The sequence below is a fragment of the Streptomyces sp. NPDC059866 genome (genome assembly GCF_042731325.1).
Classification (GTDB): domain Bacteria; phylum Actinomycetota; class Actinomycetes; order Streptomycetales; family Streptomycetaceae; genus Streptomyces; species Streptomyces flavusporus.
On the sequence record NZ_JBHWJT010000012.1, the window covers coordinates 50,205 to 73,496 of the forward strand.

Below are 23,292 nucleotides of genomic sequence, written 5' to 3' on the forward strand. Positions count from 1 at the left end.
GCGTCCGCGCGGCCCCCGGCGCGGCGCGGCAACCCCCCGGCCGCGCACTACCACCTCACCCCCCCCCCCCCCCCCGCGGGGCCCGCGGCCGCTGTGGGGGGGGCGCCCGCCCCCCGCGGGCCCCCCCCTCCGTCGTACGCCCCCCGCGGCGAACCGCTAATTGAGCATCGCCCGAGCCGCCGAAGCCTCCCCCCGCACCCGCTCGGCCGTCCCCTCGTCCACCGCACCCACCACCTCTGCATACGCGTCCAACTCCCGCGCCCCGCCCAGGAAATCCCCCCGCCGCACCAGCAACTGCGCCCGCTCGTAACGCAACCGCGCAGGATGCGCCGGCAGCAACAGCGACAGCTCGACGGCCCACAACGCCACATCCGTCCGCTCGGCCCGCGCAGCCGCCCACGCCCGGATGTTGTTCAGGATCCGCAGCACGACGTCCAACGGCGCCGCGGGCACCAGCATCGAGGAATCCAACGGCGCCCCCGTGGCCCCCACGACCAGCAGCTCCGCGTCGTGCCCGGTCAGCACCCGCCCACCCTCGAACGGGTCGGCGAGCACCTGCTCCGCCGGCTCCCCGAACCCGACCACGAAGTGCCCCGGCAGCGCCACCCCGTACACCGGAGCCCCCGCCCGCCGCGCCACCTCCACCCACACCACCGACAGCAGAATCGGCAGCCCGCGCCGCCGCCGCAGCACGGCATGCAGCAGCGAGGACTCCAGACGCTGGTAATCGCCCGGTGTGCCGTGGAACCCGCACCGCTCCCCGAGCAGTTCACGCAGCGCCTCGGCCCAGGCGCGCGGCCCGCCCGGCCGGAAGGGCAGCCGCCCGGCCAGCTCGTCCAGCTCCACCTGCGCGGCGTCGATCCCGACGTCGTCCAGCGCCCCGTCGGCCTCCGCGCCGACGAGCAGACACAGCGTGGCCACATCGGGCCGCTCGGACCGCGCCTCCTCGGCGAACCGCCGCCGCAGCTCGGCGGACCGCTCCGGCGGTGGGGGGAAGGGGGGTTGCATGACCACCTGCCGACCTCCCGCTGTCAGTGCCCAGGTGCGCCGGACGCCTGTGGCTCCCGGTAGTGGTGGTACGCGTGATGCGCAGTGAAGCCCATCCCGGCGTACAGCGCCCGTGCCCCCACATTGTCCGTCTCGACCTGGAGCCACGCCGCCGATGCGCCCTCGTCGAGGGCCTGCCGGGCCAGCGCGGCCATCACGGCGCCGGCCAGTCCCTGCCGCCGTAGCGCCGGATCGACCTCGACGGCGGCGAACCCGGCCCACCGCCCGTCGACCACACACCGCCCGATCGCGGCGGGCGCCCCCGTGCCTGCACCGGGGACGGTCGCGAACCACACCGAAGGCCCGCTCCCCAGCACTCTCAACGCCACCTCGCTCACGCCCTTGCGCTGATACCGCGCCAGCCAGGCCGCGTCCGCCTCCCGGGACAGCACGACCCCGGCCCCCTCGGCCCGGTCGGCGACCGGCGCGAGTGCCCCGATCCACAGCTCGGCGGTCACCTCACGCACCCACCCGCGCTCCTCCAGCTCCGCGCACAGCAGCTCCTGCGTGCCCTCGGCGCCGGTGGCGGTCTGGACGTACGCGGGCAGGCCGCGGTCGCGGTACCACCGCCGTACGACGGTCAACGCCTCGTCGAGCGGCATGCCGGGGTCGCCGAGCGGCAGCACGGAGTTGGCTCGCCGGGTGAACCCGGCGGCGGCCCGCAGCTCCCACTCGCCGAGCCGTTCGCTCTCCACCGGCCGCCACGCCCGGGCCGCGACCCGCACAAGCTCCTGGTACGACGCGGACGGCCCCCGCCGCCGGGCCGGTGCCGCGGGCACCACCTTGCCCGCGACCAGCGAGGATTCCTCGATCCGGACGCTTTCACCGTCCCGGCGTGTGATCACCAGCACCCCGTTGTTCCAGGATGTGAGAACACCCACCGTGTCGGTGAATTTCTCCTGCGTGACACCAGGGTGGCCCAACCGCCGTACGGAGACCCGTTTGCCCACGTCAGCAGCGGTGATACGGACCTCAAGGCGTCCTATCGGCGAGAATTCCACAGGTCAGTCCACCCCTCCTGTTCGGATCATGCCCAAGAACGGAGATACTAGGGGCGGGCATCGACGACGCCGCGCTCCCGCGCGCCAGGCGGCGGAGCCTGAGGAGGCCCGCCAGCGCCCGTATCGAGGAGGAACGACAGCGTGACCTACGTCATCGCGCAGCCTTGTGTCGACGTCAAGGACAAGGCGTGCATCGAGGAGTGCCCGGTCGACTGCATCTACGAGGGCTCCCGGTCCTTGTACATCCACCCGGACGAATGCGTCGACTGTGGTGCCTGTGAGCCGGTCTGCCCGGTCGAGGCGATCTTCTACGAGGACGACACTCCGGAAGAGTGGAAGGACTACTACAAGGCGAACGTCGAGTTCTTCGACGAGCTCGGCTCGCCCGGCGGCGCCAGCAAGCTCGGCCTGATCGAGCGCGACCACCCCTTCATCGCCGCGCTTCCGCCGCAGAACCAGTAAGCGGCCCGCTGGGCGGACCCCAGCCGTCGCTTGAGGAGCGTCGCCTCGGTTCCGTACGGCCTGATCGCCCTCGCGGCGGTCACCGCCGTACGGGACCGAGGCGTTTGCCGTCCCGAACGGCTCGTACGCACGAGAAAGTGAGCCAGAACCGTGTCCGCAGTCTCCGACCGCCTGCCCACCTTCCCCTGGGACAAATTGGCGCCGTACAAGCAGACGGCCGCCGCTCACCCGGACGGCATCGTCGACCTGTCCGTCGGCACTCCGGTCGACCCGGTCCCCGAGCTGATCCAGAAGGCGCTGGTCGCGGCGGCCGACTCCCCGGGCTACCCGACGGTCTGGGGCACGCCGGAGCTGCGTGACGCGATCACCGGCTGGCTGCGCCGCCGCCTCGGCGCCCGGGACGTCACCCACCATCACGTCCTGCCGATCGTCGGCTCCAAGGAACTGGTCGCCTGGCTCCCCACCCAGCTGGGCCTCGGCCCCGGCGACAAGGTCGCCTACCCCCGCCTGGCCTACCCGACCTACGAGGTGGGCGCGCGCCTGGCCCGTGCGGACCACGAGGTCTACGACGACCCGACCGAGCTCGACCCGGCGAACCTGAAGCTCCTCTGGCTCAACTCACCCTCCAACCCGACGGGCAGGGTCCTGTCGAAGGAGGAACTGACCCGGATCGTCGCCTGGGCCCGCGAGCACGGCGTGCTGCTCGTCTCCGACGAGTGCTACCTCGAACTGGGCTGGGAGGCCGACCCGGTCTCCGTCCTCCACCCGGACGTCAACGGCGGCTCGTACGAGGGCATCGTCGCCGTCCACTCGCTCTCCAAGCGCTCCAACCTCGCGGGCTACCGCGCGGCCTTCCTGGCCGGCGACCCCGCCGTTCTCGGCCCCCTCCTGGAGATCCGCAAGCACGGCGGCATGATGACGTCGGCGCCCACCCAGGCGGCCGTGGTGGCCGCACTCGGCGACGACGACCACGTCCGTGTCCAGCGCGAGCGCTACGCAGCCCGCCGCACGGCGCTGCGCGAGGCGCTGCTGAACCACGGCTTCCGCATCGAGCACAGCGAGGCGAGCCTGTACCTCTGGGCCACCCGCGACGAACCCTGCTGGACCACGGTCGCCCACCTGGCCGACCTCGGCATCCTGGTGGCCCCCGGCGACTTCTACGGCCCAGCAGGCGAAAACTTCGTACGCGTAGCCTTCACGGCGACAGACGAGCGGGTACGAGCAGCGGTAAAGCGCCTCGCCTGACACCGATACCGCTGACCGCTGACCGCTGTGGGCAGTCGTTCCGCAGGGCGATGGGGGTCCCCCCGCTCGAGCGAAGTCGAGAGTGGGGGAGGGTGGGCACAGCCTGCAGCGCCGGGCACCGCTGCAACCGGCCTTGGCCCCTGCCAACACAAGCGCACGCAAAAACGAACGGGGTCCAGGGAACCCCCTGGACCCCACCGCCGTACAACCCGGCGTCAGCCGATCGGCAGCCCCGTGGCCGGCAGCGACTTCTTCGGCAGAGTCTGCGTCGGCAGCCCACCCTTGGCCAGCCCATCCGTCGGCAGCCCACCCTTCGTCGCCGTCGAAGCGGTGTCACCCACGACTTCCCCGGCCGCCCCGGCAGCGTCACCCGCAGCCTTCTGCACCGCCGGCGTCGCCTTCTTGGCAATCTGGCCACCGGTCTTGCCGGCGGTCGGCACCGACTGCTTGACCGCCTTGCTGCCGGTGTCGCCCGCGGCACCGGTGACGTCCTTGGCCGCGCCGTCGACGGTGTTGCCGACGCTCGCCCCGTCCAGGGCAGTCAGCCCGCCGACGTTGGGGGTGGCGGGCTTCTCGGGGGCCGCGCTGGCGGAGCCGGCCGCACCGACCCCGGCAGCCGCTCCCGCTGCGACGAGCAGCGCGGCACGGGCGATCCGACGGGTCAGAGGGAGGGACATGGTGCTCCTTTGACGGGAGGAAACGAGGAAGTGTCCGGCCGCGCCCGGCTGTTGATCTCCGGGCTCGGACGCAGTGACTACCGCTCGAAGCCCCCGAAGGTTGCGGCGGCCCAGTGTAAAGAATTGGCAATGTGTCGCATTATCAGCTCCGGATAAAAACGGGCAAAGGACGCCCGGCTGCAAAGTCTGCCGAATCCTTACCGCCCTTTGTTTTCAAGGGTTTTGATGGATGTGAGGGTGAGGTCACGAAAACCTGATCACACCGTCACCGGCCGTCCATACACGTAACCCCTGAGGGGGAAGCCCCGCACTACTGTGCAGCGACGATCCGGACGGCGCTCGCGGCGCTCTCCGCCCCGTCGGCGCCCTTCCCGTCTCCGGACGCCGGACGCCACCGGCTGTCGGTGTTCCCGGCCGTCCACTCCCGGCCGGCGTACGAGACGCGCTCGATGTGCAGTGCGGAGGCGTTGGCGACCGCCCAGTGCGCGAGCTGCCAGCCGCGCTCGCGGACGCTGCGTCCGTCGGCGCCGGTGTCCGCGGTCACCGGTACGGTCACCGTGCGCCCGCTGGTCTCGGTGATCAGGTCGCTCGGCGCGGGCGTCGGCGTCGCACCCACCTCCGCGCCGGCCTGCGCCACCGCGTCCCGCCCGAAGTCCCGTACGAGCGCGGAGCGCACCGTGTCCGGACCGGCGGTGGGGGCTGCGCCCGGCCGGCCCTGACAGGTCAGCGTGGCCGCGGCCCGCCCGGTGAGCGCGGCGGCGAGCAGGGTGGCGTCCGGCTCGTGCTTGGCGTAGGCCTCCGGAAACCCGCTGCGCTGCACGCGCTGCGCGGCCACGGTGAGCGGCAGCCGGGTGTAGTCGGGCACCTTGACCAGGTGGTCGTAGAACATGCCCGCCGAGTAGATCGGGTCCATGATGTCCTGCTCCGTGCCCCAGCCCTGCGACGGCCGCTGCTGGAACAGGCCGAGCGAGTCCCGGTCGCCGTGGTCGATGTTGCGCAGCGCCGACTCCTGGAGGGCGGTCGCCAGCGCGATCGTCACGGCCCGCTCGGGCAGACCGCGCGCGGTGCCGACGGCGGTGATCGTCGCCGCGTTCACCGCCTGCTCGGGCGTGAACTCGTACGTCGCCCCGTCGGCGTCGGCCGACACGACCTTGCACTGCGGACCGCCGGGGCCTCCGGTGACGTACTGCACCACGAGATAGCCCGCGACCGCGAGCAGGACCACGAAGGCCGCCCCGCTACGGAAGAGGCGGCCACGACGCTGAGGAGTAGGGGACGGCTCTGGCATCCGTACAAGGTACTGGAGAGTACGGTGTGCCCGGTGTGAGTGTGGGAACTCGTGCGAGGTTGGGCGCGCGTTAGGGTCGACGGCATGGCCGACACCCCGCTTGACCTCACCCTGGACGCCGCACAGCTCACCGCCCGGCTCGTCGACTTCCCCTCCGAGAGCGGCAGCGAGAAGCCGCTCGCGGACGCGATCGAGGGTGCCCTGCGCGCCCTGCCGCACCTGACGGTCGACCGCTACGGCAACAACGTCGTCGCCCGTACGGACCTGGGCCGGGCGGAGCGCGTGATCCTCGCCGGTCACATCGACACCGTGCCGATCGCCGACAACGTGCCGTCCAGGCTGGACGACGAGGGTGTGCTGTGGGGCTGCGGCACCTGCGACATGAAGGCGGGCGTCGCGGTCCAGCTGCGCATCGCGGCCACCGTCCCGGCCCCGAACCGCGACCTGACGTTCGTCTTCTACGACAACGAGGAGGTCGCCGCCGAGCTCAACGGCCTCAAGCATGTCGCCGAGGCCCATCCGGAGTGGCTGCGGGGCGACTTCGCGGTGCTGCTGGAACCGTCGGACGGCCAGGTCGAGGGCGGCTGCCAGGGCACCCTGCGCGTGCTGCTGAAGACCAGGGGCGAACGGGCCCACTCGGCGCGCAGCTGGATGGGCTCCAACGCGATCCACGCGGCGGCGCCGATCCTGGCCCGCCTGGCCGCGTACGAGCCCCGCTACCCCGTGATCGACGGTCTGGAGTATCGCGAGGGCCTGAACGCTGTGGGGATTTCGGGGGGTGTGGCCGGAAATGTCATCCCGGACGAGTGCGTCGTGACGGTCAACTTCCGTTACGCCCCGGACCGCACCGAGGAGGAGGCGATCGCCCACGTCCGCGAGGTCTTCGCGGACTGCGGGGTGACCGACTTCGTCGTCGACGACCACAGCGGAGCCGCCCTGCCCGGCCTGTCCCACCCGGCCGCGGCGGCCTTCATCGAGGCGGTCGGGGGCACCCCGCAGCCGAAGTACGGCTGGACGGACGTCTCCCGGTTCAGCGCGCTGGGCATCCCCGCGGTCAACTACGGTCCGGGCAACCCGCACTTGGCGCACAAGCGGGACGAACGGGTCGAAACGGCGAAGATCCTGGCGGGCGAGGAGCGCCTGAGGTCCTGGCTCACGGCGTGAGACCGGCCGGTGCTGTGGCGCTTCATGGCGGACATGCACACGTACCCCGTCCTTAACCCGCGTAGATCTACGCTGAGGTGGAACGACCCCGCAACGGAGGGAGCGCACATGGCCACCGGCAACCCTGAGGGCAAGAAGCAGCCGCCGGAGGAGCAGCGCCTCGGCCCGGTCCTCCGACGGCGGAGCCAGGTGACGGCGAGCACGACGGACCAGCGACTGCTGGACGCGGGCGGCCCGTCGGACTGGGTCCACACGGACCCCTGGCGAGTCCTGCGCATCCAGTCGGAGTTCATCGAGGGATTCGGCACGCTGGCCGAACTCCCGCCCGCCATCAGCGTGTTCGGCTCCGCCCGTACGCCGGTGGACTCCTCGGAATACGACATCGGTGTCCGCCTGGGCCGAGGCCTGGTCGAGGCGGGCTTCGCGGTCATCACGGGCGGCGGCCCCGGGGCGATGGAGGCCGCCAACAAGGGCGCGTGCGAGGCGGGTGGCATCTCGGTCGGCCTCGGCATCGAGCTGCCCTTCGAGCAGGGCCTGAACCCCTACGTCGACATCGGCCTCAACTTCCGCTACTTCTTCGTCCGGAAGATGATGTTCGTCAAGTACGCGCAGGGCTTCGTGGTCCTGCCGGGCGGCCTCGGCACCCTGGACGAACTCTTCGAGGCGCTCACCCTCGTCCAGACCCAGAAGGTCACCCGCTTCCCGATCGTCCTCTTCGGCAGCCAGTACTGGGGCGGCCTCGTCGACTGGCTCCGCAGCACCCTGGTCGCCCAGGGCAAGGCCTCGGAGAAGGACCTGCACCTCTTCCACGTCACGGACGACGTGGAGGAGGCGGTGGCGTTGGTGTCGAAGGAGGCGGGGCGCTAGCCGGCACACAGGCGGGGGCCCAGAGGGCGGAGCCCCCTGGTACGGCACGGGCAACGCCCTACGCCAGCCCCCGCCGGGCCACCGCAGGCTCCCGGTGGCCCGCGATCGACGCCACCATGTCGAGCACCTGCCGCGTCTCCGCCACCTCGTGCACCCGGTACACCTGCGCCCCGAGCCACGCGGACACCGCAGTCGTCGCCAGCGTGCCGATCACCCGCTCCTTGACGGGCTTGTCCAGCGTCTCTCCCACGAAGTCCTTGTTGGACAGCGACACCAGCACCGGCCACCCGGTCTCCACCATCTCCCCGAGCCTGCGCGTCGCCTCCAGACTGTGCCGGGTGTTCTTCCCGAAGTCGTGCCCGGGATCGATCAGCACCGACTCCCGCGGTACCCCCAGCGACACCGCCCGCTCGGCCAGCCCGACGGTCACCCGCAGGATGTCGGCCATGACGTCGTCGTACGTCACCCGATGCGGCCGGGTACGCGGCTCCGCACCGCCGGCATGCGTGCACACCAGCCCCACCCCGTACCGCGCGGCGACCTCCGCGAGCCGCGGATCCACCCCGCCCCACGCGTCGTTCAGCAGATCCGCCCCGGCCTCGCACACGGCCTCGCCGACCTCGTGCCGCCAGGTGTCCACGCTGATCACGACGTCCGGGAACCGCCGCCGGACCTCCGCCACGAACCCGACCGTCCGCCGCGCCTCCTCCTCGGCGGTCACCTCCTCGCCCGGGCCGGCCTTGACCCCGCCGATGTCGATGATCGCGGCCCCCTCCGCCACCGCCTGCTCCACGCGCGCGAGGGCGGGCTCGTCGTGGAAGGTGGCCCCGCGGTCGTAGAAGGAGTCCGGGGTCCGGTTCACGATCGCCATGATCACCGGCTCGTGCGGGTGGAACTCCCGCCTGCCCAGCCTGAGCATCCCCTGTGACCTCTCCTCGTACGTCCTGGCCCGCGGCCTTTCCGACCGCCTGCGACCCTAACTGTCAGACTCGCATGGCACGATCGGACCCTGACACATTCGATGTCGGCGAACGCCGGCACACTCCGCGTGGGGACCTTCAGCGATGGTGATGTTCTTGTTCCTGGTCGTGGCCCTCGCCGTCGTCGTCGCGGCGGTGACACTCGCCGTGGTGGGCGGCGGCGAGCACGGTCCGCTGCCCGAGGCGGCCCCCGAGCGGCTCCACGACCCGCTGCCCCCGGACCGCCCGGTCGCCCGGGCGGACGTCGACTCCCTGCGCTTCCCGCTCGCCGCCCGCGGCTACCGCATGGCGGACGTGGACGACGCCCTGGGCCGCCTCGCCGCCGAGCTCGCCGAGCGCGACGCCCGGATCGCCGACCTGGAGTCCGCCCTGGCCGGCGCCCGGGCCGCAGCCCGCGCCTCCCTGGAGAAACACGGGCCGGAGGAGGACCGGTGAGCGACGGCACGGCCCTGGCAGGCCCGGACGGCGCCCTGCGCTGCCCCTGGGCCCTGTCCACCGAGGACTACGTGACGTATCACGACGCGGAGTGGGGCCGCCCGGTCCACGGCGACGACGCCCTGTTCGAGCGGCTGGCCCTGGAGGCCTTCCAGTCCGGCCTGTCCTGGATCACCATCCTGCGCCGCCGCCCCGGCTTCCGCGCCGCCTTCGCCGGTTTCGAGATCGCCAAGGTGGCCGCCTTCACGGACGCCGACCGCGAGCGCCTGCTCGCCGACCCCGGCATCATCCGCAACCGCGCCAAGATCGACGCGACCCTCGCCAACGCGCGCGTGCTGGCCGACTGGTCCCCGGGCGAGCTGGACGCCCTGATCTGGTCCCACGCCCCCGACGCGGCGACCCGCCCGATCCCGAAGACGCTGTCCGACGTCCCGGCGGTCACGCCCGAGTCGACGGCCTTGTCCAAGGCTCTGAAGAAGAGAGGCCTGCGCTTCGTGGGCCCGACGACGGCGTATGCGTTGATGCAGGCGTGCGGTCTGGTAGACGATCACTTGGAAGCGTGCGTGGCACGAAGCGCCCTTTAGGGGCGCGGGGCTGTGCTCGATATGCGGCTCCTCCCCCGCTCTCGGCTTCGCTCGAGCGGGGGACCCCCACCGTGGGCGCGACCAACCACAACGGACCCGCAGCCCCCGACGGAGCTTTCGCCCCCCGAACTCACCGGCCCAAGTACTTCGGCTTCTCCTTGTTCACAAAGGCCTGCACCGCAATCGCATGGTCCTCCGAGGACCCCGCCCGAGTCTGCAGCTCATCCTCCTTCTCCAGCGTCTCCGCCAAGGAGTGGGACAGCCCATAAGCGACCGCCTCCTTGATCGCCCCATAGGCCACCGTCGGTCCCTCGGCCAGCGCCCGCGCCACCTTCTCGGCCTCCGCCCGCAGCTCCGCGGCCGGCACCAGTCGGTTCGCGATCCCCAGCTCGTACGCCTCCTGCGCCTTGATGCTCCGCGGGAACAGCAGCAGGTCGGCGGCCCGCCCCGGCCCGACGACGCGCGGCAGGGTCCAGGAGATCCCGGAGTCGGCGGTCAGTGCCACACCGGCGAAGGACGTGTTGAAGGCGGCGGTGTCGGCCACCACCCGGTAGTCCGCGGCGAGCGCGAAGCCGAAGCCCGCCCCGGCCGCGACCCCGTTCACGCCCGCGACCACCGGCTTCGCCATGCCCGTGAGCGCCCGCACGATCGGGTTGTAGTGCTCCCGCACCGTGCTCATCGTCTGCCCTTCGCCCCCGCCCGCCTCCCGGTCGGCGGCCAGCAGCCCGATGTGCTCCTTGAGGTCCTGCCCCACGCAGAACGCCCGGTCCCCGGACGCGGTCAGCAGCACCGCCCGTACGGCGTCGTCCGCCGCCGCGGACTGGACCGCCTCCCTGAGGGCGACCTTGGTCTCGATGTTCAGCGCGTTCATCGCCTCGGGGCGGTTCAGCGTGATCGTCGCAAGCCCGTCGCTCACCTCGTAGAGCACGGTGTCGGCCATGGCGTATCCCCTCCGGAGTTGCGGCTGCGGGCGTACCGGGCAGTACGTCCTGTCTGAGGACAGCATGGCGGAGATCACCGACAACGGCCCCGAGCGTCCATGTGACCTGCGTCAAAGAATGTGTCCCGGCTTCCGCTCCGCGGAAGTCCGTGCGGCTGCGCAGTATCGCAGTTACATCGCCGAATTGAGTGGTTTTGCTCGCGCGCGTTGCCCAAGCGATGCCGACTGATGTTGGTCATCGGGTCGTGAGATGCGGGATAATGGCTTGGAAGCAATGTGTTCGATGCCGGTGTCGCGTGTCCCCTCACGGACCGCGCGTGCCCTTCAGCGGGCCGTCGGCTTTGACGATGAGCTGGTTTTCAGGAAGGGGAACGAGCATGGCGGCCATGAAGCCGCGGACGGGTGACGGCCCGCTCGAGGTGACCAAGGAGGGGCGGGGCATCGTCATGCGCGTTCCGCTCGAAGGCGGCGGTCGGCTCGTCGTCGAGCTGACCCCGGACGAGGCCGACGCGCTCGGCGACGCCCTCAAGAAGGTCGTGGGCTGACCCGCAGGCGACCATACCCTTTCAGTCGCCCCGGCACCGTATTTCGGTGCCGGGGCGACTGTTTGCCCAGGTCGACCGGCCAGGGATTGTCGCTCAGGGCTGTCGCCAGGAGTTATCGCTCGGGGCTGTCGCCAGGAGTTATCGCTCGGGGCTGTCGCCCGGGGTTATCGCTTCACCGCGCACAGCAAGCCGTCGCCCACCGGCAGCAGCGACGGCACCAGTTCCTGGCTCTCGCGCACCGCGCGCAGCAGCTCCCGAAGCCGCAGTACCTCCGTCGGCTGGGGTCCCGAGTCCACCGTGCGGCCGTTCGCGAAGACACCCTCGAACACGACCAGCCCGCCGGGACGCAGCAGGCGCAACGATTCAGCGAGGTACTCCAGCACCTCCAGCCGGTCGCCGTCGCAGAAGACGAGGTCATAGCCGGCGTCCGCGAGCCGCGGAAGGACGTCCAGGGCGCGGCCCGGGATGAAACGGGCGCGATTGCTGGCGAACCCCGAAGCACGGAAGGCCTGCCGGGCGAACTGCTGGTGCTCGGGCTCGGGATCCACGGTGGTCAGGACGCCGTCCGGCCGCATCCCGAACAGCAGATGGATCCCTGACACACCGGTCCCGGTGCCGATCTCCGCGATGGCCTTGGCGTCCACGGAAGCGGCCAGCAACCTCAGCGCGGCGCCCGTGCCGGGCGACACCGAGCGCAGCCCTGCTTCGCGGGCCCGGTCACGGGCCCAGCGCAGCGCTTCGTCCTCGGCGACATAGGCGTCGGCGAACGCCCAGCTCGTCTGCCGGTTGCCGGTAATGACCCTCTCCTGTCCCCGTGGTTGCCTGGGCGTGACTGTATCCGTTGCCGCCGGGAACCCGCAGATGGGACCAGGCGTTTAGAAGGGTGGGAGACAGGAGCGGGGGACACGGTTGGATCACGACGACTCGCGGGACGCCGAGCAAGTGCTGACGCAGCCGCATCAACCGCATCAGCCGTACCAGCACAGATCAATTTCTCGTAAAACCGCTTATCCGGAGCTAACGGACGAGGTGGCTATGGTAGGGGCTCCACTGGACACCACCAGAGCTGACAGGGGAGGTGCGGCTGCGCCTTTGAACCGGGCAGGAGTGCTGCGGCGCTTCCTCGGGTCGGCGGGCAGGCCGAAATCCGTGAACGACACCGCTGCTGACCACAGCCACGCCGCTGACCACGACCGGACCGCGACGTTCTCCACCGACGCGGACGGGCAGGCGTGGACTCCGCCCACGTGGGAGGAGATCGTCAGCACGCACAGTGGCCGCGTCTACCGGCTGGCGTACCGCCTCACAGGCAACCAGCACGACGCCGAGGACCTCACCCAGGAGGTCTTCGTCCGCGTCTTCCGCTCCCTTTCCACGTACACGCCGGGCACGTTCGAGGGCTGGCTGCACCGCATCACCACGAACCTCTTCCTGGACATGGTCCGCCGCAAGCAGCGCATCCGCTTCGACGCCCTCGGTGAGGACGCGGCCGAGCGGCTGCCCAGCCGTGAGCCGACCCCGCAGCAGGTCCTCAACGACGCGCACTTCGACGCGGACGTCCAGCAGGCCCTCGACACCCTCGCACCCGAGTTCCGTGCCGCGGTCGTCCTGTGCGACATCGAAGGACTGTCGTACGAGGAGATCGCCGCGACGCTCGGCGTGAAGCTCGGCACGGTCCGCTCCCGGATCCACCGTGGCCGTTCGCAGCTGCGCAAGGCCCTCGCGCACCGCTCGCCGGAGGCGCGTGCCGAGCGCCGCTCCTTCGTGGCCCGCGTTCCCGCTCTGGGGGGAGGGGGCGCGTCCGCGTGAGTGGATCACGGCCGAACCCTGCCGAGGGACACCTCGCAGAGCAGCATCTGGGAGACCGACTCGCCGCCCTGGTCGACGGCGAGCTCGGTCATGACACGCGTGAGCGCGTGCTGGCGCACGTGGCGACCTGCCCGAAGTGCAAGGCGGAGGTCGACGCCCAGCGCCGGCTGAAGAACGTCTTCGCGGAGGCCGCCCCGCCGCCGCCCTCCGAGAGCTTCCTGGCGCGCCTTCAGGGGTTGCCCGGGGGAGGTGACGCCGACGGCGGTGTACCGCCGGTCGGGGGAGGATTCGGCGGCGGACTCCCCGGACGCACCGGGACGCCCGGCGTCTTCGGCCTGAGGCGGGGAGAGCGCTTCGAGTTCGACTACGTCCCTGCCGCCTCCCACACGCCCGTACTCCCGGCCTCCGGCGCACAGCGGGGCTTCCGTATCCATGACGTCGGCCGCAGCGAGGCCGAGCGTGCGGCGGCCTCGCGCGGGCGGCGGTTCGCGTTCGTCGCCGCCGGTGCGGTGTCGCTGGCCGCGATCGCGCTGGGCGGTGTGACCACGGGCGCGCCGGGCGACACGGACACCCGCGGCGGCTCCGGGAACGGCAGCAAGGTGACGCCGATGCGTACGCCGGGAGCGGGAGCCGCGACGGTGCCCGACAACCAGCGGCGCCGCGGGGCCGGCCCCCTTCTCGCGCAGAGCCAGGGCGGACGGGCCCTCGGGGACACCCCGGTGGCCCCGACGGAGGTGTCCGCGCCGCTCCTGCCCGGAGCGCCGGCACCGCTTGTCGCGCAGGCCGAGGCGCGCCTGCACACGCTTGCGGCGCCCGTGGTGGCCGGTGCTGCCGCGATGTCCCCGCTGATACGTCCGCTCTCGACGGCCCCGCCGATCTCCCTGACCACATGGTCGACGGCACCGGAGATCACGGCCCCCGGCCTGCTCGCGGCGCCCGGTCCCGACGCGAGCCCCGCCCCGTCCTCGTCCTCCTCCGCCACACCCCGCTGACCGGCCGCTGCACCCCGGCGCGTGAACCTGGTTGAATCCAGGGTGAACCGCGCCCACGTCATGGCGACCGGCGCGGAACCGACGAACTGCGGCCACCGATGACGAGCCGTGCCGCGGCCGGCTGTGGGGAGAGCATGAACGAGGGGAAGCCCACGCAGGGCCCGGCGTCGCCCTTTGGCGACGCCGGAGGGGGTTATGAGCCGGACCGCTCCGCAGCGGCCCGAAGCGACGCGGCGTCCTCCGAGGGCGACTTCGAACTGAGGCGCCCGGAGGATGTGGCCGAGGGGACGGTGTCTGCGGCTCCGGCGTCCGCCGAAGAGCCGGATTCCGTCCCGGCAGCGGGCGTGGCCCCGGACGCCCCGCCCGCTGCCGAGAAGCCCCTGCACGACCCCGACCCCTACAGCACCCCGCCGTACGGCGAGCCCGGACCCTGGGCGCCGGCTCCGCCGGTGCAGCACCCGGCGGCCACACCGGCGAACGGCACGGGGATGCCGGCGGCCACACCCGCGAACGGCACGGCGATACCGGCGCCCGCTCCGCAGCACGGCATGCCCACGCCGACACCGGCAGCCCCCCTGCCCGGCGCCCCGGCACCCTCGCACGGCGCCCCCGCACCCTCGCACGGCGCCCCCGCACCCGGCACAGACATCTCGGGACCGGCTCCCGTAGCGGGCCCGCCAGGCCCGCCTGCGCCGGCCCCCGTGCCCGGCCCGCCCGCGCCCACCCCGGGCGCCCTCGCGTCGGCTCCCGCCCCGGGCGCGTCCGCCCCCACCCCCGGCGCTCTCCCGCCCGCCCCGGCAGGAACCCCCGACACCCCACCCCCCGCCAACCCCTGGCACCGCTACGACCCCTGGGCCGCGGCGGCCGCCCGTCCCGGCGCCGCACCGGCTCCCGCCCCCCTGCAGCAGACCGGTGCCGCCGTGCTCACGCAGGAGCAGCGGCACCGGCGGGGTATGAAGGTGCTCCTGGTCGGCGTGGTGCTGGTCGCGCTGGTGTCCGGGGGCGTCGGTGGGGCCGTAGGGGCGTATCTGGAGCGGAACGGCGGCGTCGGGGAGGTGGAGTTGCCGCAGGCCGGAAAGGAGCCCGCCGGGCGGGCCGCGGACAGCGTGGCCGGGATCGCCGCCCGGGCCCTGCCCAGCGTGGTCACCCTGCACGTCAGCGGCGCCGAGGCAGGTGGCACCGGCACCGGCTTCGTACTCGACGACCGTGGCCACATCCTCACCAACAACCACGTCGTCGAGCCCGCCGGAGACGACGGCGAGATCACCGTCACCTTCCACAGCGGCGACACCGCGAAGGCCGAGGTCGTCGGCACGGACGGCGGTTACGACCTCGCCGTCGTGCGGGTGCGCGGGGTGAGCGGGCTCGAGCCCCTGCCGCTCGGCAACTCCGACAACGTCCAGGTCGGCGACCCGGTCGTCGCCATCGGCGCGCCCTTCGACCTGGCCGGCACCGTCACCTCCGGAATCATCAGCGCCAAGGAGCGGCCCATCACGGCCGGCGGCGAGAGCGGCGACGGCAGCGACGTCTCCTACGTCGACGCCCTGCAGACCGACGCCCCCATAAACCCCGGCAACTCCGGCGGCCCCCTGCTCGACGCGCAGGCCCGCGTCATCGGCATCAACTCCGCGATCCGCTCCGCCGACAGCAGCTCCGACCTCGACGGCGGCCAGGCCGGCTCCATCGGCCTCGGCTTCGCCATCCCCGTCAACCAGGGCAAACGCGTCGCCGAGGAGCTGATCAGCACCGGCAGGGCGACCCACCCGGTCATCGGCGTCACCCTCGACATGAACTACACCGGCGACGGCGCCCGCGTCGGCACCAAGGGCAACGACGGCGGACCCCCGGTCACCCGCAACGGCCCCGGTGACAAGGCCGGCATCGAGCCGGGTGACGTCATCACCGAGGTCGACGGCCAGCGCATCCACTCCGGCGAGGAACTGATCGTCAAGACCCGCGCCCACCGGCCCGGCGACCGCCTGCAGCTGACCGTCGTACGCGACGGCAAGGAGCGGACGATCTCCCTGGAGCTCGGCTCCTCCGACGGCGACTGAGCCAACTCACACAAACCTCATGGATCGGACCCCGAACCCGCCCCCACAAGGCAAACAATCGGAAAACCGCTCACTTACACGCACTCGGGGGTCACGGGACGGTACCGGTCGGACAGGATCGGCGGGTACCGTGGAGCCGGCCCGGGACATCGCAAGGAGCTTCAGGTGTTCAATGACATAGGACCGCTAGAGCTGGTGACGCTCATCGTCCTCGCCGTGCTCGTCTTCGGTCCGGACAAGCTCCCGAAGGTCATCCAGGACGTGATGCGCACGGTCCGGAAGATCCGCGAGTTCTCGGAGAGCGCGAAGCAGGACATCCGGCAGGAACTGGGCCCGGAGTTCAAGGACTTCGAGTTCGAGGACCTCAACCCCAAGACGTTCATCCGCAAGCAGATGGACAACGACGACCTGGGGCTGAAGGAGATCCGCAACGGCTTCGACCTGAAGAAGGAGATGGCCGAGGTCACGGACGCGGTGCAGGGCCGTGACACCGAGACGTCCACCACCCCGTCGGCTTCCCCGGCTTCCTCGGGCGCCCGCGTCGACATGACGAAGAAGCCCGACGAGCGCCCGCCCTTCGACGCGGACGCCACCTGATCACCCGAGCCCCGTATCCCCGCGCCCGCGCGGCCTGAACGCGCCCTCCGGGCGACCCACGCGCCGGGTGCATTCCCTGCGGCCCGCAGCGGTGTGGATATGCTGCCGAGTTGTTGTGCGGACTGGACGAGTACGCCCGAAGGGGGGCGGGCCGCCCGGTCCGACGAGAGCGAGGAGGCGTCCGGGCACATGGAGACGACGAGTCGGGCAGTCGCACAGGCGCCGGCCGCGGAGGGCGGACAGCAGCTCCCCTCGGGTCGGCGTACGGTCGACGGCTACCTGCGCGCGCCCTTCCCTTGGTACGGCCTCGACGAGGCGTTCACGGGCCCGCGCTGGCTGATGCAGGTCGGTACGACGGCCGACGGGGCCGTGGAGCACGGTTCCATCGGCCACGGTGACGAGCCCTCGGTGCGGGGTGAGACGGCGGAGGACCGGGAACGGTTCGCGGTCGTGGTGACCGTCGCGGCCAACCCGGTGCGGCGCAGCGCGGACGGTACGGGGCTCCTGGAAGCCACGTCGGTCTCCTCGGCGGCCTGGCTCGCCGGCGTGGGGCTGCTGTCCTTCACCTGGCCCGCGCAGATGGACCACACCCTGCGGGACGACTGGCTGGAGCAGCAGACGGAGACGGCGTGGGTCCTCGCGGACGATCTCGCCGGCGAGGACTGGTCGACGCTGTCCCTGCCGGTGGACGGCGTTCCCACGTCCTTCCACTATCGGGAGTCCGAGTTCGGCTGGGTGCTCGCGGGAACGACGGAGCAGGGGCTCCACCTGGGGGCGTACGGCCGGGGTATGAGCGCGTACGGTCTGGGTTTCGCCGTGATCAAGGACATCGCGGAGTACGCGTAACAAGGATGACGAGGTCGGGGCGCCGTCTGCGCAGACGGCGCCCCGACCTCGTACCACTTCCGGGAAGTTCTAGAACTTGTTGCGCGGCGTGATGCCCAGCGACATGCCCGACAGGCCCCGCTGCCGGCCACCCAGCTTGCCCGCGATCGAGCGCAGGGCCGCGCCCGCCGGGGAGTCCGGGTCGGTGAGGACCACCGGCTTGCCCTCGTCGCCGCCCTCGCGGAGGCGGACGTCGATGGGGATGTTGCCGAGGACGGGGACGCTCGTGCCCGTGGTGCGGGTGAGGCCGTCGGCCACCGACTGGCCGCCGCCCGTGCCGAAGACGTCGACCATCTCGCCGCAGTGCGGACAGGGCAGGCCGGACATGTTCTCGACCACGCCGACGATCTTCTGGTGGGTCTGTACGGCGATGGAGCCGGCCCGCTCCGCGACCTCGGCCGCGGCCTGCTGCGGGGTCGTCACGACCAGGATCTCGGCGTTCGGGACCAGCTGGGCCACGGAGATGGCGATGTCGCCGGTGCCGGGCGGAAGGTCCATCAGCAGGACGTCCAGGTCGCCCCAATAGACGTCCGCCAGGAACTGCTGCAACGCCCGGTGCAGCATCGGGCCGCGCCACACCACGGGCGCGTTGCCCGGCGTGAACATGCCGATGGAGATGACCTTCACGCCGTTCGCGGACGGCGGCATGATCATGTTCTCGACCTGGGTGGGACGCCCGTCGGCGCCCAGCATGCGCGGCACGGAGTGGCCGTAGATGTCGGCGTCGACGACACCGACCTTCAGACCGTCCGCCGCCATCGCCGCCGCCAGGTTGACCGTGACGGACGACTTGCCGACGCCGCCCTTGCCGGAGGCGACCGCGTACACGCGGGTCAGCGAGCCCGGTTTGGCGAAGGGGACCTCGCGCTCGGCCTGGCCGCCGCGCAGGGCGGTCGCCAGCTCGCGCCGCTGCTCGTCACTCATCACGTCGAGCGTCACGTCGACATGGGTGACGCCCTCGACCCGGGAGACCGCCTCGGTCACCCGCTGGGTGATCGTGTCGCGCATGGGGCAGCCGGAGACCGTCAGGTACACGGCGACCGCGACCGTTCCGTCCGCGCCGATCTCCACCGACTTGACCATTCCGAGCTCGGTGATGGGCCGGTTGATCTCGGGGTCGTTCACCGTCGCCAGTGCTTCGCGCACCGCGTCTTCCGTAGCCATAAGGACGATGGTACGGCGCCCGGCGGGTGCCTCGGAAAGCCCGTCAGCGGTCGTCTACGTCACGTACCCCTGACCGTTCTGCCGGGAATACGCGATGACCGTCGTGGTGTCCGTCCTGCAGCTCCTTGACCAGGTCCTGGAGTTCGGAGCGTATCCAGTCCCGCGTCGCCACCTCCCCGAGGCCGATGCGCAGGGCGGCGATCTCCCGGGTCAGGTACTCGGTGTCCGCGATCGACCGCTCGTTCTGCTTGCGGTCCTGTTCCAGGTCGACCCGGGCGCGGTCGTCCTGCCGGTTCTGTGCGAGCAGGATGAGCGGGGCCGCATACGACGCCTGCAGGGACAGGGCGAGCGTCAGGAAGATGAACGGGTACTCGTCGAAGCGCAGACCGCTGGGCACGGACACGTTCCACAGCACCCACACGATGATCACGACGGTCATCCAGACGAGGAACCGTCCGGTGCCGATGAAGCGCGCGATGCGCTCCGAGAGCCGCCCGAAGGCCTCCGGGTCCCACTCGGGCAGGATCCGGCGCCGGGGCGCGCGCGGCTGGTCCAGGCGGGGGCGGGGGCGCGTGGCCGCCGTGGCGCCCACCGGAATGCGCTCCCGGACGATCTCACGCGCCGTCTCTCGCTCAGGAGCCATGGGCGACCACCCCTTCGCCCTCGTCGAGTTCGAACTCCGTCTCCCGCCAGTCCTCGGGCAGCATGTGGTCCAGTACGTCGTCCACGGTCACCGCGCCCAGCAGCGACCCGGACTCGTCGACGACGGGCGCCGCGACCATGTCGTACGTCGCGAAGAACCCGGCGACCAGGGGCAGCGCCGCGCCCGGGGCGAGGGGCTGCAGGTCGTCGTCGACGAGCGAGCTGACCAGGGTGTACGGGGGGTCGCGCAGCAGCCGCTGGAAGTGGACGGTGCCCAGGTACTTGCCGGTCGGCGTCTCGTCGGGCGGGCGGCAGACGTACACCTGGGCGGCGAGGGCGGGGGAGAGGTCGGGGTTGCGGACCCGGGCGAGGGCGTCGGCGACGGTGGCGTCGGGGCGCAGCACGATCGGTTCGGTGGTCATCAGACCGCCGGCGGTGTGTTCCTCGTACGCCATCAGGCGCCGCATGTCGGCCGCGTCGGCGGGCTGCATCAGGCTCAGCAGCCGCTCCTTCTCCTCCTCAGGCAGTTCGGAGAGCAGGTCGGCCGCGTCGTCCGGGTCCATCGCCTCCAGGACGTCGGCGGCACGCTCCTCCTGGAGCTTGCCGAGGACCTCGATCTGGTCGTCCTCCGGGAGCTCTTCGAGGACGTCGGCCAGGCGGTCGTCGTCGAGGGCGGCGGCGACCTCGGCGCGCCGCTTGGGGGAGAGGTGGTGCAGGACGTTCGCCAGGTCGGCGGGGCGCAGCTGCTCGAAGGTGGCGAGCAGGCTCTCGGCGCCCTGCCCGTGCTCCTCCAGGGAGAAACCGGTGACGGCGGACCACTCGACGGTCAGCGTCTCTCCCTTGACCCGCCGGAAGGCGCCGCCTTTCCTGCCCTTGCGCACGAAGACACGGTCGATCTCCCAGTCGCGGCGGGCCGGCAACTGCTGCACGGACAGATCGAGGACGGTGACCTCCTCGTCGGTCTCGACGAGCCTGACGCGCCGGTCGAGGAGTTCACCGAACACGAGCCGCTCCGTGGGACGCTGCTCGAAACGGCGGACGTTGACCACCCCGGTGGCGATGACCTGGCCGGACTCGATGCTGGTCACCCTGGTCATGGGCAGGAAGATCCGGCGGCGGGTGACGAGTTCGACGACCAGCCCGAGCAGCCGCGGGGGCCGGCGGCCGACGCGCAGCATGACGACCAGATCGCGCACGCGGCCCACCTGGTCGCCGTTCGGATCGAAGACGGTGACGCCGGACAGGTGCGAGACGAAGATCCGGGGGGCGCCCGCGACCATGGCTGCGCCTCCTTTTCATACCGTCTGTTGCTTTTGCTCTGTTCTTGTCGAATTGCTCGCTCAGTTGGGCTTCAGGCTAGCCCGTCCCGATCGGATACGCCCTGGTGAGCGGTCCGGACGGACTGGCTCCGCCTGGTGCGCACAGCCCCGGTACGCTGCGGTACGCCGCTCAGGACACACGTCAGAAAGGCAGCACCACCTGTGACTGCGATGCCCCAGGGCCGTACCCGCCGGACCGTGCTGGCGAGCGCGATGTGCGCACTGGTCGTGACGGGGACGGTGCTGACGGGGTGCAGCGAGGAAGATCCGAACGCGGGCACGAACGGGGTGGGCAAGCTCCCCGCCGACAAGATCCAGGCCCAGACCCGCACGGCGGCGGAGGCCGCCGCCGCGGTCCGGCTGTCGGGGACGGTCGTCGCCGGCGGGAGCACGTACAAGCTCGACATGCGCCTGAAGTCGGACGGTGGCAGCGGGTCGGTCACCGCGGAGGGGGCGACGTTCAAACTGCTGCGGGTCGGTGAGGAGCTGTTCCTCATGGCCGAGGCGGAGTTCTGGAACAACGGGAAGGGCGAGGGCGACGAAGGGGACGCGGCCGCGGCCGACAAGCTCGACGGCAAGTATGTGAAGGTGCCGCAGGGCGACCCCTCTTACAAGCGCTTCAGTGGCTTCACCGACAAGGACGTCCTCCTCAAGAGCCTGCTGACCCTGCACGGCTCCCTGCAGACCGACGGCCACCACGAACAGTCCGGCGTCCGCACCATCCGCATCACCGGCGACCGGGGCTCCGGCGGCACGCTGGACGTCTCCCTGGAGGGCAAGCCGTATCCCCTGCGCCTGGTCCGCGCCGGCGGCGCGGGCACCCTCAGCTTCTCCGACTGGGGCAAGGACTTCGCCCTGGAGCAGCCGGCGAAGGACGAGACGGTGGACTACGGCCAACAGCTGCCGACGTCCTAGGTGTGTTGTCCCGGCCCCAGCGCCGCTACTTGCGCCGCCGCTTCTTCATCAGCAACCGCGGCAGCCCCGCAGGGATCGGCTCCCGCGTCGTCGCCGGAGTCGGCAGCGGCTGCTCGGCCAGGGAGCCGTCGGGCAGGGGCTGCGTCGTCCCCGTCGGCTCCAGGCGGAGCACCCGGCACTCGCGCCCCCACCGCTCGGTCATCGCCTCACCGTCGGGTGCGTTGAGCCGCTTGCCCTTGAGCTCGGCGACGGCGGCCTCCCACGCCTCGGAACCGGGCGTCAGTTCCACGACCTTCGCCGTCCAGGAGATCAGCCGGCCCCCCTTGTCCTTGCTGCGGACGGTCACCTCGGCCGCGGCCCCGTCGGCCAGCCCCGGCAGCGGCTGCTCGCCCGGTCCGTCGCCGACGACACAGGCCGCACCCTCGTGCCACACATGCCACAGGGCCCGGGCCGCAGCACCGGGCCCCTTCACCCAGATGAGGCCGGACTTCTTCGTGGCCTCCTCGACGAGGGCCCTCTCGAGCAGCTCACCAGTCATGGGAGAAGCGTAACGAAGCCGCTCACAGCCATCCGTTGCGCTTCAGCGTCCGGTGGATGCCGAAGCAGATCATCGCCGTGATCCCGAGCACCATCGGGTACCCGAACTTCCAGCGCAGTTCCGGCATGTAATCGAAGTTCATGCCGTACACACCACAGACCATCGTCGGTACGGCGATGATCGCGGCCCAGGACGTGATCTTGCGCATGTCCTCGTTCTGCGCGACGGACGCCTGCGCGAGGTTGGCCTGGAGAATGGAGTTGAGCAGCTCGTCGAAGCCGGTCACCTGCTCCTGCACCCGGGCCAGGTGGTCGGCGACGTCCCGGAAGTACTTCTGGATGTCGGGGTCGATCAGCCGCATCGGCCGCTCACTGAGCAGCTGCAGCGGCCGCATCAGCGGCTGCACCGCCCGCCTGAACTCCATGACCTCACGCTTGAGCTGGTAGATCCGGCCGGCGTCGGTACCCCGCGGCGCGCCCTTCCGGCCCGGCGAGAACACCTCCGTCTCCACCTCGTCGATGTCGTCCTGCACCGCGTCGGCGACCGCGATGTAGCCGTCCACGACGTGGTCGGCGATCGCGTGCAGCACCGCCGAGGGGCCCTTGGCGAGCAGCTCGGGGTCGTCCTGCAGCCGGTGCCTGAGCGCCCGCAGCGAGCCCTGGCCGCCGTGCCGGACGGTGATGAAGAAGTCCCGGCCGGTGAAGCACATCACCTCGCCGGTCTCGACGACCTGGCTGTTGGCGGTGAGTTCGTCGTGCTCGACGTAGTGGATGGTCTTGAAGACGGTGAACAGGGAGTCGTCGTAGCGCTCCAGCTTCGGCCGCTGGTGCGCCTGGACGGCGTCCTCGACCGCCAGCGGGTGCAGCCCGAACTCACTGGCGATACCGGCGAATTCGGCCTCGGTCGGCTCGTGCAGACCGATCCACACGAAGCCCCCGTCGCGCCGCACCCGGCGCATCGCCTCGTGCGGGGTCAGCGGCTGCGACGACTCGATGCGGGCGCCGTCGCGGTAGATGGCGCAGTCGACGACGGCGGAGGTCGTCCCGGGGTCACGCGTGGTGTCGTACGCCCCGGTGTCCTTGCGCAGCAGGGGACGCGACGGGCGGACCGCAGCTCGGAGGTCGCGGATCATCGACATGGCA

At 71.5% G+C, this 23,292-nt stretch carries 25 protein-coding genes; 13 read left to right on the forward strand and 12 right to left on the reverse strand.

The annotated features are described in order from the left end of the window. Window positions 1-156 precede the first annotated feature (156 nt). Both ACFV7R_RS19650 and ACFV7R_RS19655 read right to left on the reverse strand, forming a co-directional pair. Entirely contained in the window at window positions 157-1,008 is an 852-nt protein-coding gene (locus ACFV7R_RS19650) for a transglutaminase-like domain-containing protein (RefSeq protein ID WP_385264885.1), read from the reverse strand. 23 nt (window positions 1,009-1,031) lie between these two features. Next, window positions 1,032-2,048 (reverse strand): GNAT family N-acetyltransferase, encoded by a 1,017-nt coding sequence (locus ACFV7R_RS19655; protein ID WP_385264888.1) that lies wholly within the window; start codon window positions 2,046-2,048, stop codon window positions 1,032-1,034. 141 nt (window positions 2,049-2,189) lie between these two features. Between ACFV7R_RS19655 and fdxA the strand changes: the two genes are divergently transcribed. Together fdxA and ACFV7R_RS19665 are read left to right on the forward strand one after the other, a co-directional pair. Next, on the forward strand, window positions 2,190-2,510 hold the full coding sequence (fdxA, locus tag ACFV7R_RS19660) for a ferredoxin (RefSeq protein ID WP_018089397.1): 321 nt from the start codon (window positions 2,190-2,192) through the stop codon (window positions 2,508-2,510). Window positions 2,511-2,660: 150 nt separating this feature from the next. Continuing rightward, complete coding sequence (locus ACFV7R_RS19665; protein ID WP_385264892.1) at window positions 2,661-3,755, forward strand: bifunctional succinyldiaminopimelate transaminase/glutamate-prephenate aminotransferase; 1,095 nt, start codon at window positions 2,661-2,663, stop codon at window positions 3,753-3,755. Window positions 3,756-3,970: 215 nt separating this feature from the next. On the opposite strand, the gene ACFV7R_RS19670 is transcribed toward ACFV7R_RS19665, so the two are convergent. Together ACFV7R_RS19670 and ACFV7R_RS19675 are read right to left on the reverse strand one after the other, a co-directional pair. Further along, entirely contained in the window at window positions 3,971-4,432 is a 462-nt protein-coding gene (locus tag ACFV7R_RS19670; RefSeq protein ID WP_385264895.1) for an ATP-binding protein, read from the reverse strand. Window positions 4,433-4,742: 310 nt separating this feature from the next. After that, window positions 4,743-5,720 (reverse strand): heavy metal transporter, encoded by a 978-nt coding sequence (locus ACFV7R_RS19675; RefSeq protein WP_385264897.1) that lies wholly within the window; start codon window positions 5,718-5,720, stop codon window positions 4,743-4,745. 84 nt (window positions 5,721-5,804) lie between these two features. Between ACFV7R_RS19675 and dapE the strand changes: the two genes are divergently transcribed. Beyond that, window positions 5,805-6,884, forward strand: a complete 1,080-nt coding sequence (gene dapE / locus ACFV7R_RS19680; RefSeq protein WP_385264899.1) for a succinyl-diaminopimelate desuccinylase — start codon at window positions 5,805-5,807, stop codon at window positions 6,882-6,884. 108 nt (window positions 6,885-6,992) lie between these two features. Next, window positions 6,993-7,751: a TIGR00730 family Rossman fold protein gene (locus ACFV7R_RS19685; protein ID WP_224735858.1), complete on the forward strand. Its 759-nt coding sequence runs from the start codon at window positions 6,993-6,995 to the stop codon at window positions 7,749-7,751. A 58-nt stretch (window positions 7,752-7,809) separates the two neighbouring features. On the opposite strand, the gene folP is transcribed toward ACFV7R_RS19685, so the two are convergent. Further along, a complete protein-coding gene (gene folP / locus ACFV7R_RS19690) occupies window positions 7,810-8,670 on the reverse strand; it encodes a dihydropteroate synthase (RefSeq protein WP_385264902.1) in 861 nt (286 codons plus the stop codon). Between the two features lie 151 nt (window positions 8,671-8,821). On the opposite strand from folP, the gene ACFV7R_RS19695 reads away from it, so the two are divergent. Together ACFV7R_RS19695 and ACFV7R_RS19700 are read left to right on the forward strand one after the other, a co-directional pair. Beyond that, window positions 8,822-9,166, forward strand: coding sequence for a DivIVA domain-containing protein (locus ACFV7R_RS19695; RefSeq protein WP_385265312.1), 345 nt, complete (start codon window positions 8,822-8,824; stop codon window positions 9,164-9,166). Further along, complete coding sequence (locus tag ACFV7R_RS19700) at window positions 9,163-9,750, forward strand: DNA-3-methyladenine glycosylase I (protein ID WP_385264904.1); 588 nt, start codon at window positions 9,163-9,165, stop codon at window positions 9,748-9,750. The genes ACFV7R_RS19695 and ACFV7R_RS19700 overlap by 4 nt, the downstream gene beginning before the upstream one ends. 130 nt (window positions 9,751-9,880) lie before the next feature. Here the strand turns inward: ACFV7R_RS19700 and ACFV7R_RS19705 are convergent, their stop codons facing one another. Further along, window positions 9,881-10,690, reverse strand: a complete 810-nt coding sequence (locus ACFV7R_RS19705) for an enoyl-CoA hydratase/isomerase family protein (RefSeq protein WP_385264907.1) — start codon at window positions 10,688-10,690, stop codon at window positions 9,881-9,883. 377 nt (window positions 10,691-11,067) lie between these two features. On the opposite strand from ACFV7R_RS19705, the gene ACFV7R_RS19710 reads away from it, so the two are divergent. Beyond that, the gene (locus ACFV7R_RS19710; RefSeq protein ID WP_003966491.1) at window positions 11,068-11,235 is read left to right on the forward strand and encodes a DUF3117 domain-containing protein; all 168 of its coding nucleotides are present in this window, start codon (window positions 11,068-11,070) and stop codon (window positions 11,233-11,235) included. 164 nt (window positions 11,236-11,399) lie between these two features. Here ACFV7R_RS19710 and ACFV7R_RS19715 read toward each other — a convergent pair whose 3' ends face one another. Further along, entirely contained in the window at window positions 11,400-12,098 is a 699-nt protein-coding gene (locus ACFV7R_RS19715; protein ID WP_129801344.1) for an O-methyltransferase, read from the reverse strand. A gap of 172 nt (window positions 12,099-12,270) precedes the next feature. On the opposite strand from ACFV7R_RS19715, the gene sigE reads away from it, so the two are divergent. The 5 genes from sigE to ACFV7R_RS19740 all read left to right on the forward strand — a co-directional run bounded on the left by sigE (window position 12,271) and on the right by ACFV7R_RS19740 (window position 17,533). Beyond that, the gene (sigE, locus tag ACFV7R_RS19720; protein WP_224739053.1) at window positions 12,271-13,044 is read left to right on the forward strand and encodes an RNA polymerase sigma factor SigE; all 774 of its coding nucleotides are present in this window, start codon (window positions 12,271-12,273) and stop codon (window positions 13,042-13,044) included. Beyond that, window positions 13,041-14,036, forward strand: a complete 996-nt coding sequence (locus ACFV7R_RS19725) for an anti-sigma factor family protein (protein WP_385264910.1) — start codon at window positions 13,041-13,043, stop codon at window positions 14,034-14,036. Before sigE ends, ACFV7R_RS19725 begins: the two co-directional genes overlap by 4 nt. A 134-nt stretch (window positions 14,037-14,170) precedes the next feature. After that, entirely contained in the window at window positions 14,171-16,090 is a 1,920-nt protein-coding gene (locus ACFV7R_RS19730; RefSeq protein ID WP_385264912.1) for a trypsin-like peptidase domain-containing protein, read from the forward strand. Window positions 16,091-16,255: 165 nt separating this feature from the next. Further along, on the forward strand, window positions 16,256-16,687 hold the full coding sequence (locus ACFV7R_RS19735; RefSeq protein ID WP_385264915.1) for a sec-independent translocase: 432 nt from the start codon (window positions 16,256-16,258) through the stop codon (window positions 16,685-16,687). A 189-nt stretch (window positions 16,688-16,876) separates the two neighbouring features. Next, the gene (locus tag ACFV7R_RS19740; protein ID WP_385264917.1) at window positions 16,877-17,533 is read left to right on the forward strand and encodes a hypothetical protein; all 657 of its coding nucleotides are present in this window, start codon (window positions 16,877-16,879) and stop codon (window positions 17,531-17,533) included. Between the two features lie 69 nt (window positions 17,534-17,602). Here the strand turns inward: ACFV7R_RS19740 and ACFV7R_RS19745 are convergent, their stop codons facing one another. The 3 genes from ACFV7R_RS19745 to ACFV7R_RS19755 are packed head-to-tail and all read right to left on the reverse strand — an operon-like array spanning window position 17,603 to window position 20,658. Next, window positions 17,603-18,736 (reverse strand): Mrp/NBP35 family ATP-binding protein, encoded by a 1,134-nt coding sequence (locus tag ACFV7R_RS19745; RefSeq protein ID WP_385264919.1) that lies wholly within the window; start codon window positions 18,734-18,736, stop codon window positions 17,603-17,605. Window positions 18,737-18,779: 43 nt separating this feature from the next. Continuing rightward, entirely contained in the window at window positions 18,780-19,379 is a 600-nt protein-coding gene (locus ACFV7R_RS19750; RefSeq protein WP_385264921.1) for a DUF1003 domain-containing protein, read from the reverse strand. Beyond that, window positions 19,369-20,658, reverse strand: a complete 1,290-nt coding sequence (locus ACFV7R_RS19755) for a magnesium transporter MgtE N-terminal domain-containing protein (protein WP_385264923.1) — start codon at window positions 20,656-20,658, stop codon at window positions 19,369-19,371. The genes ACFV7R_RS19750 and ACFV7R_RS19755 overlap by 11 nt, the downstream gene beginning before the upstream one ends. A gap of 201 nt (window positions 20,659-20,859) precedes the next feature. Between ACFV7R_RS19755 and ACFV7R_RS19760 the strand changes: the two genes are divergently transcribed. Next, window positions 20,860-21,612 (forward strand): hypothetical protein, encoded by a 753-nt coding sequence (locus tag ACFV7R_RS19760; protein WP_385264926.1) that lies wholly within the window; start codon window positions 20,860-20,862, stop codon window positions 21,610-21,612. A 25-nt stretch (window positions 21,613-21,637) separates the two neighbouring features. Here ACFV7R_RS19760 and ACFV7R_RS19765 read toward each other — a convergent pair whose 3' ends face one another. Both ACFV7R_RS19765 and ACFV7R_RS19770 read right to left on the reverse strand, forming a co-directional pair. Further along, entirely contained in the window at window positions 21,638-22,150 is a 513-nt protein-coding gene (locus ACFV7R_RS19765) for a hypothetical protein (protein WP_385264928.1), read from the reverse strand. Window positions 22,151-22,172: 22 nt separating this feature from the next. Beyond that, a complete protein-coding gene (locus ACFV7R_RS19770) occupies window positions 22,173-23,288 on the reverse strand; it encodes a magnesium and cobalt transport protein CorA (RefSeq protein ID WP_385264930.1) in 1,116 nt (371 codons plus the stop codon). Window positions 23,289-23,292 lie beyond the last annotated feature (4 nt).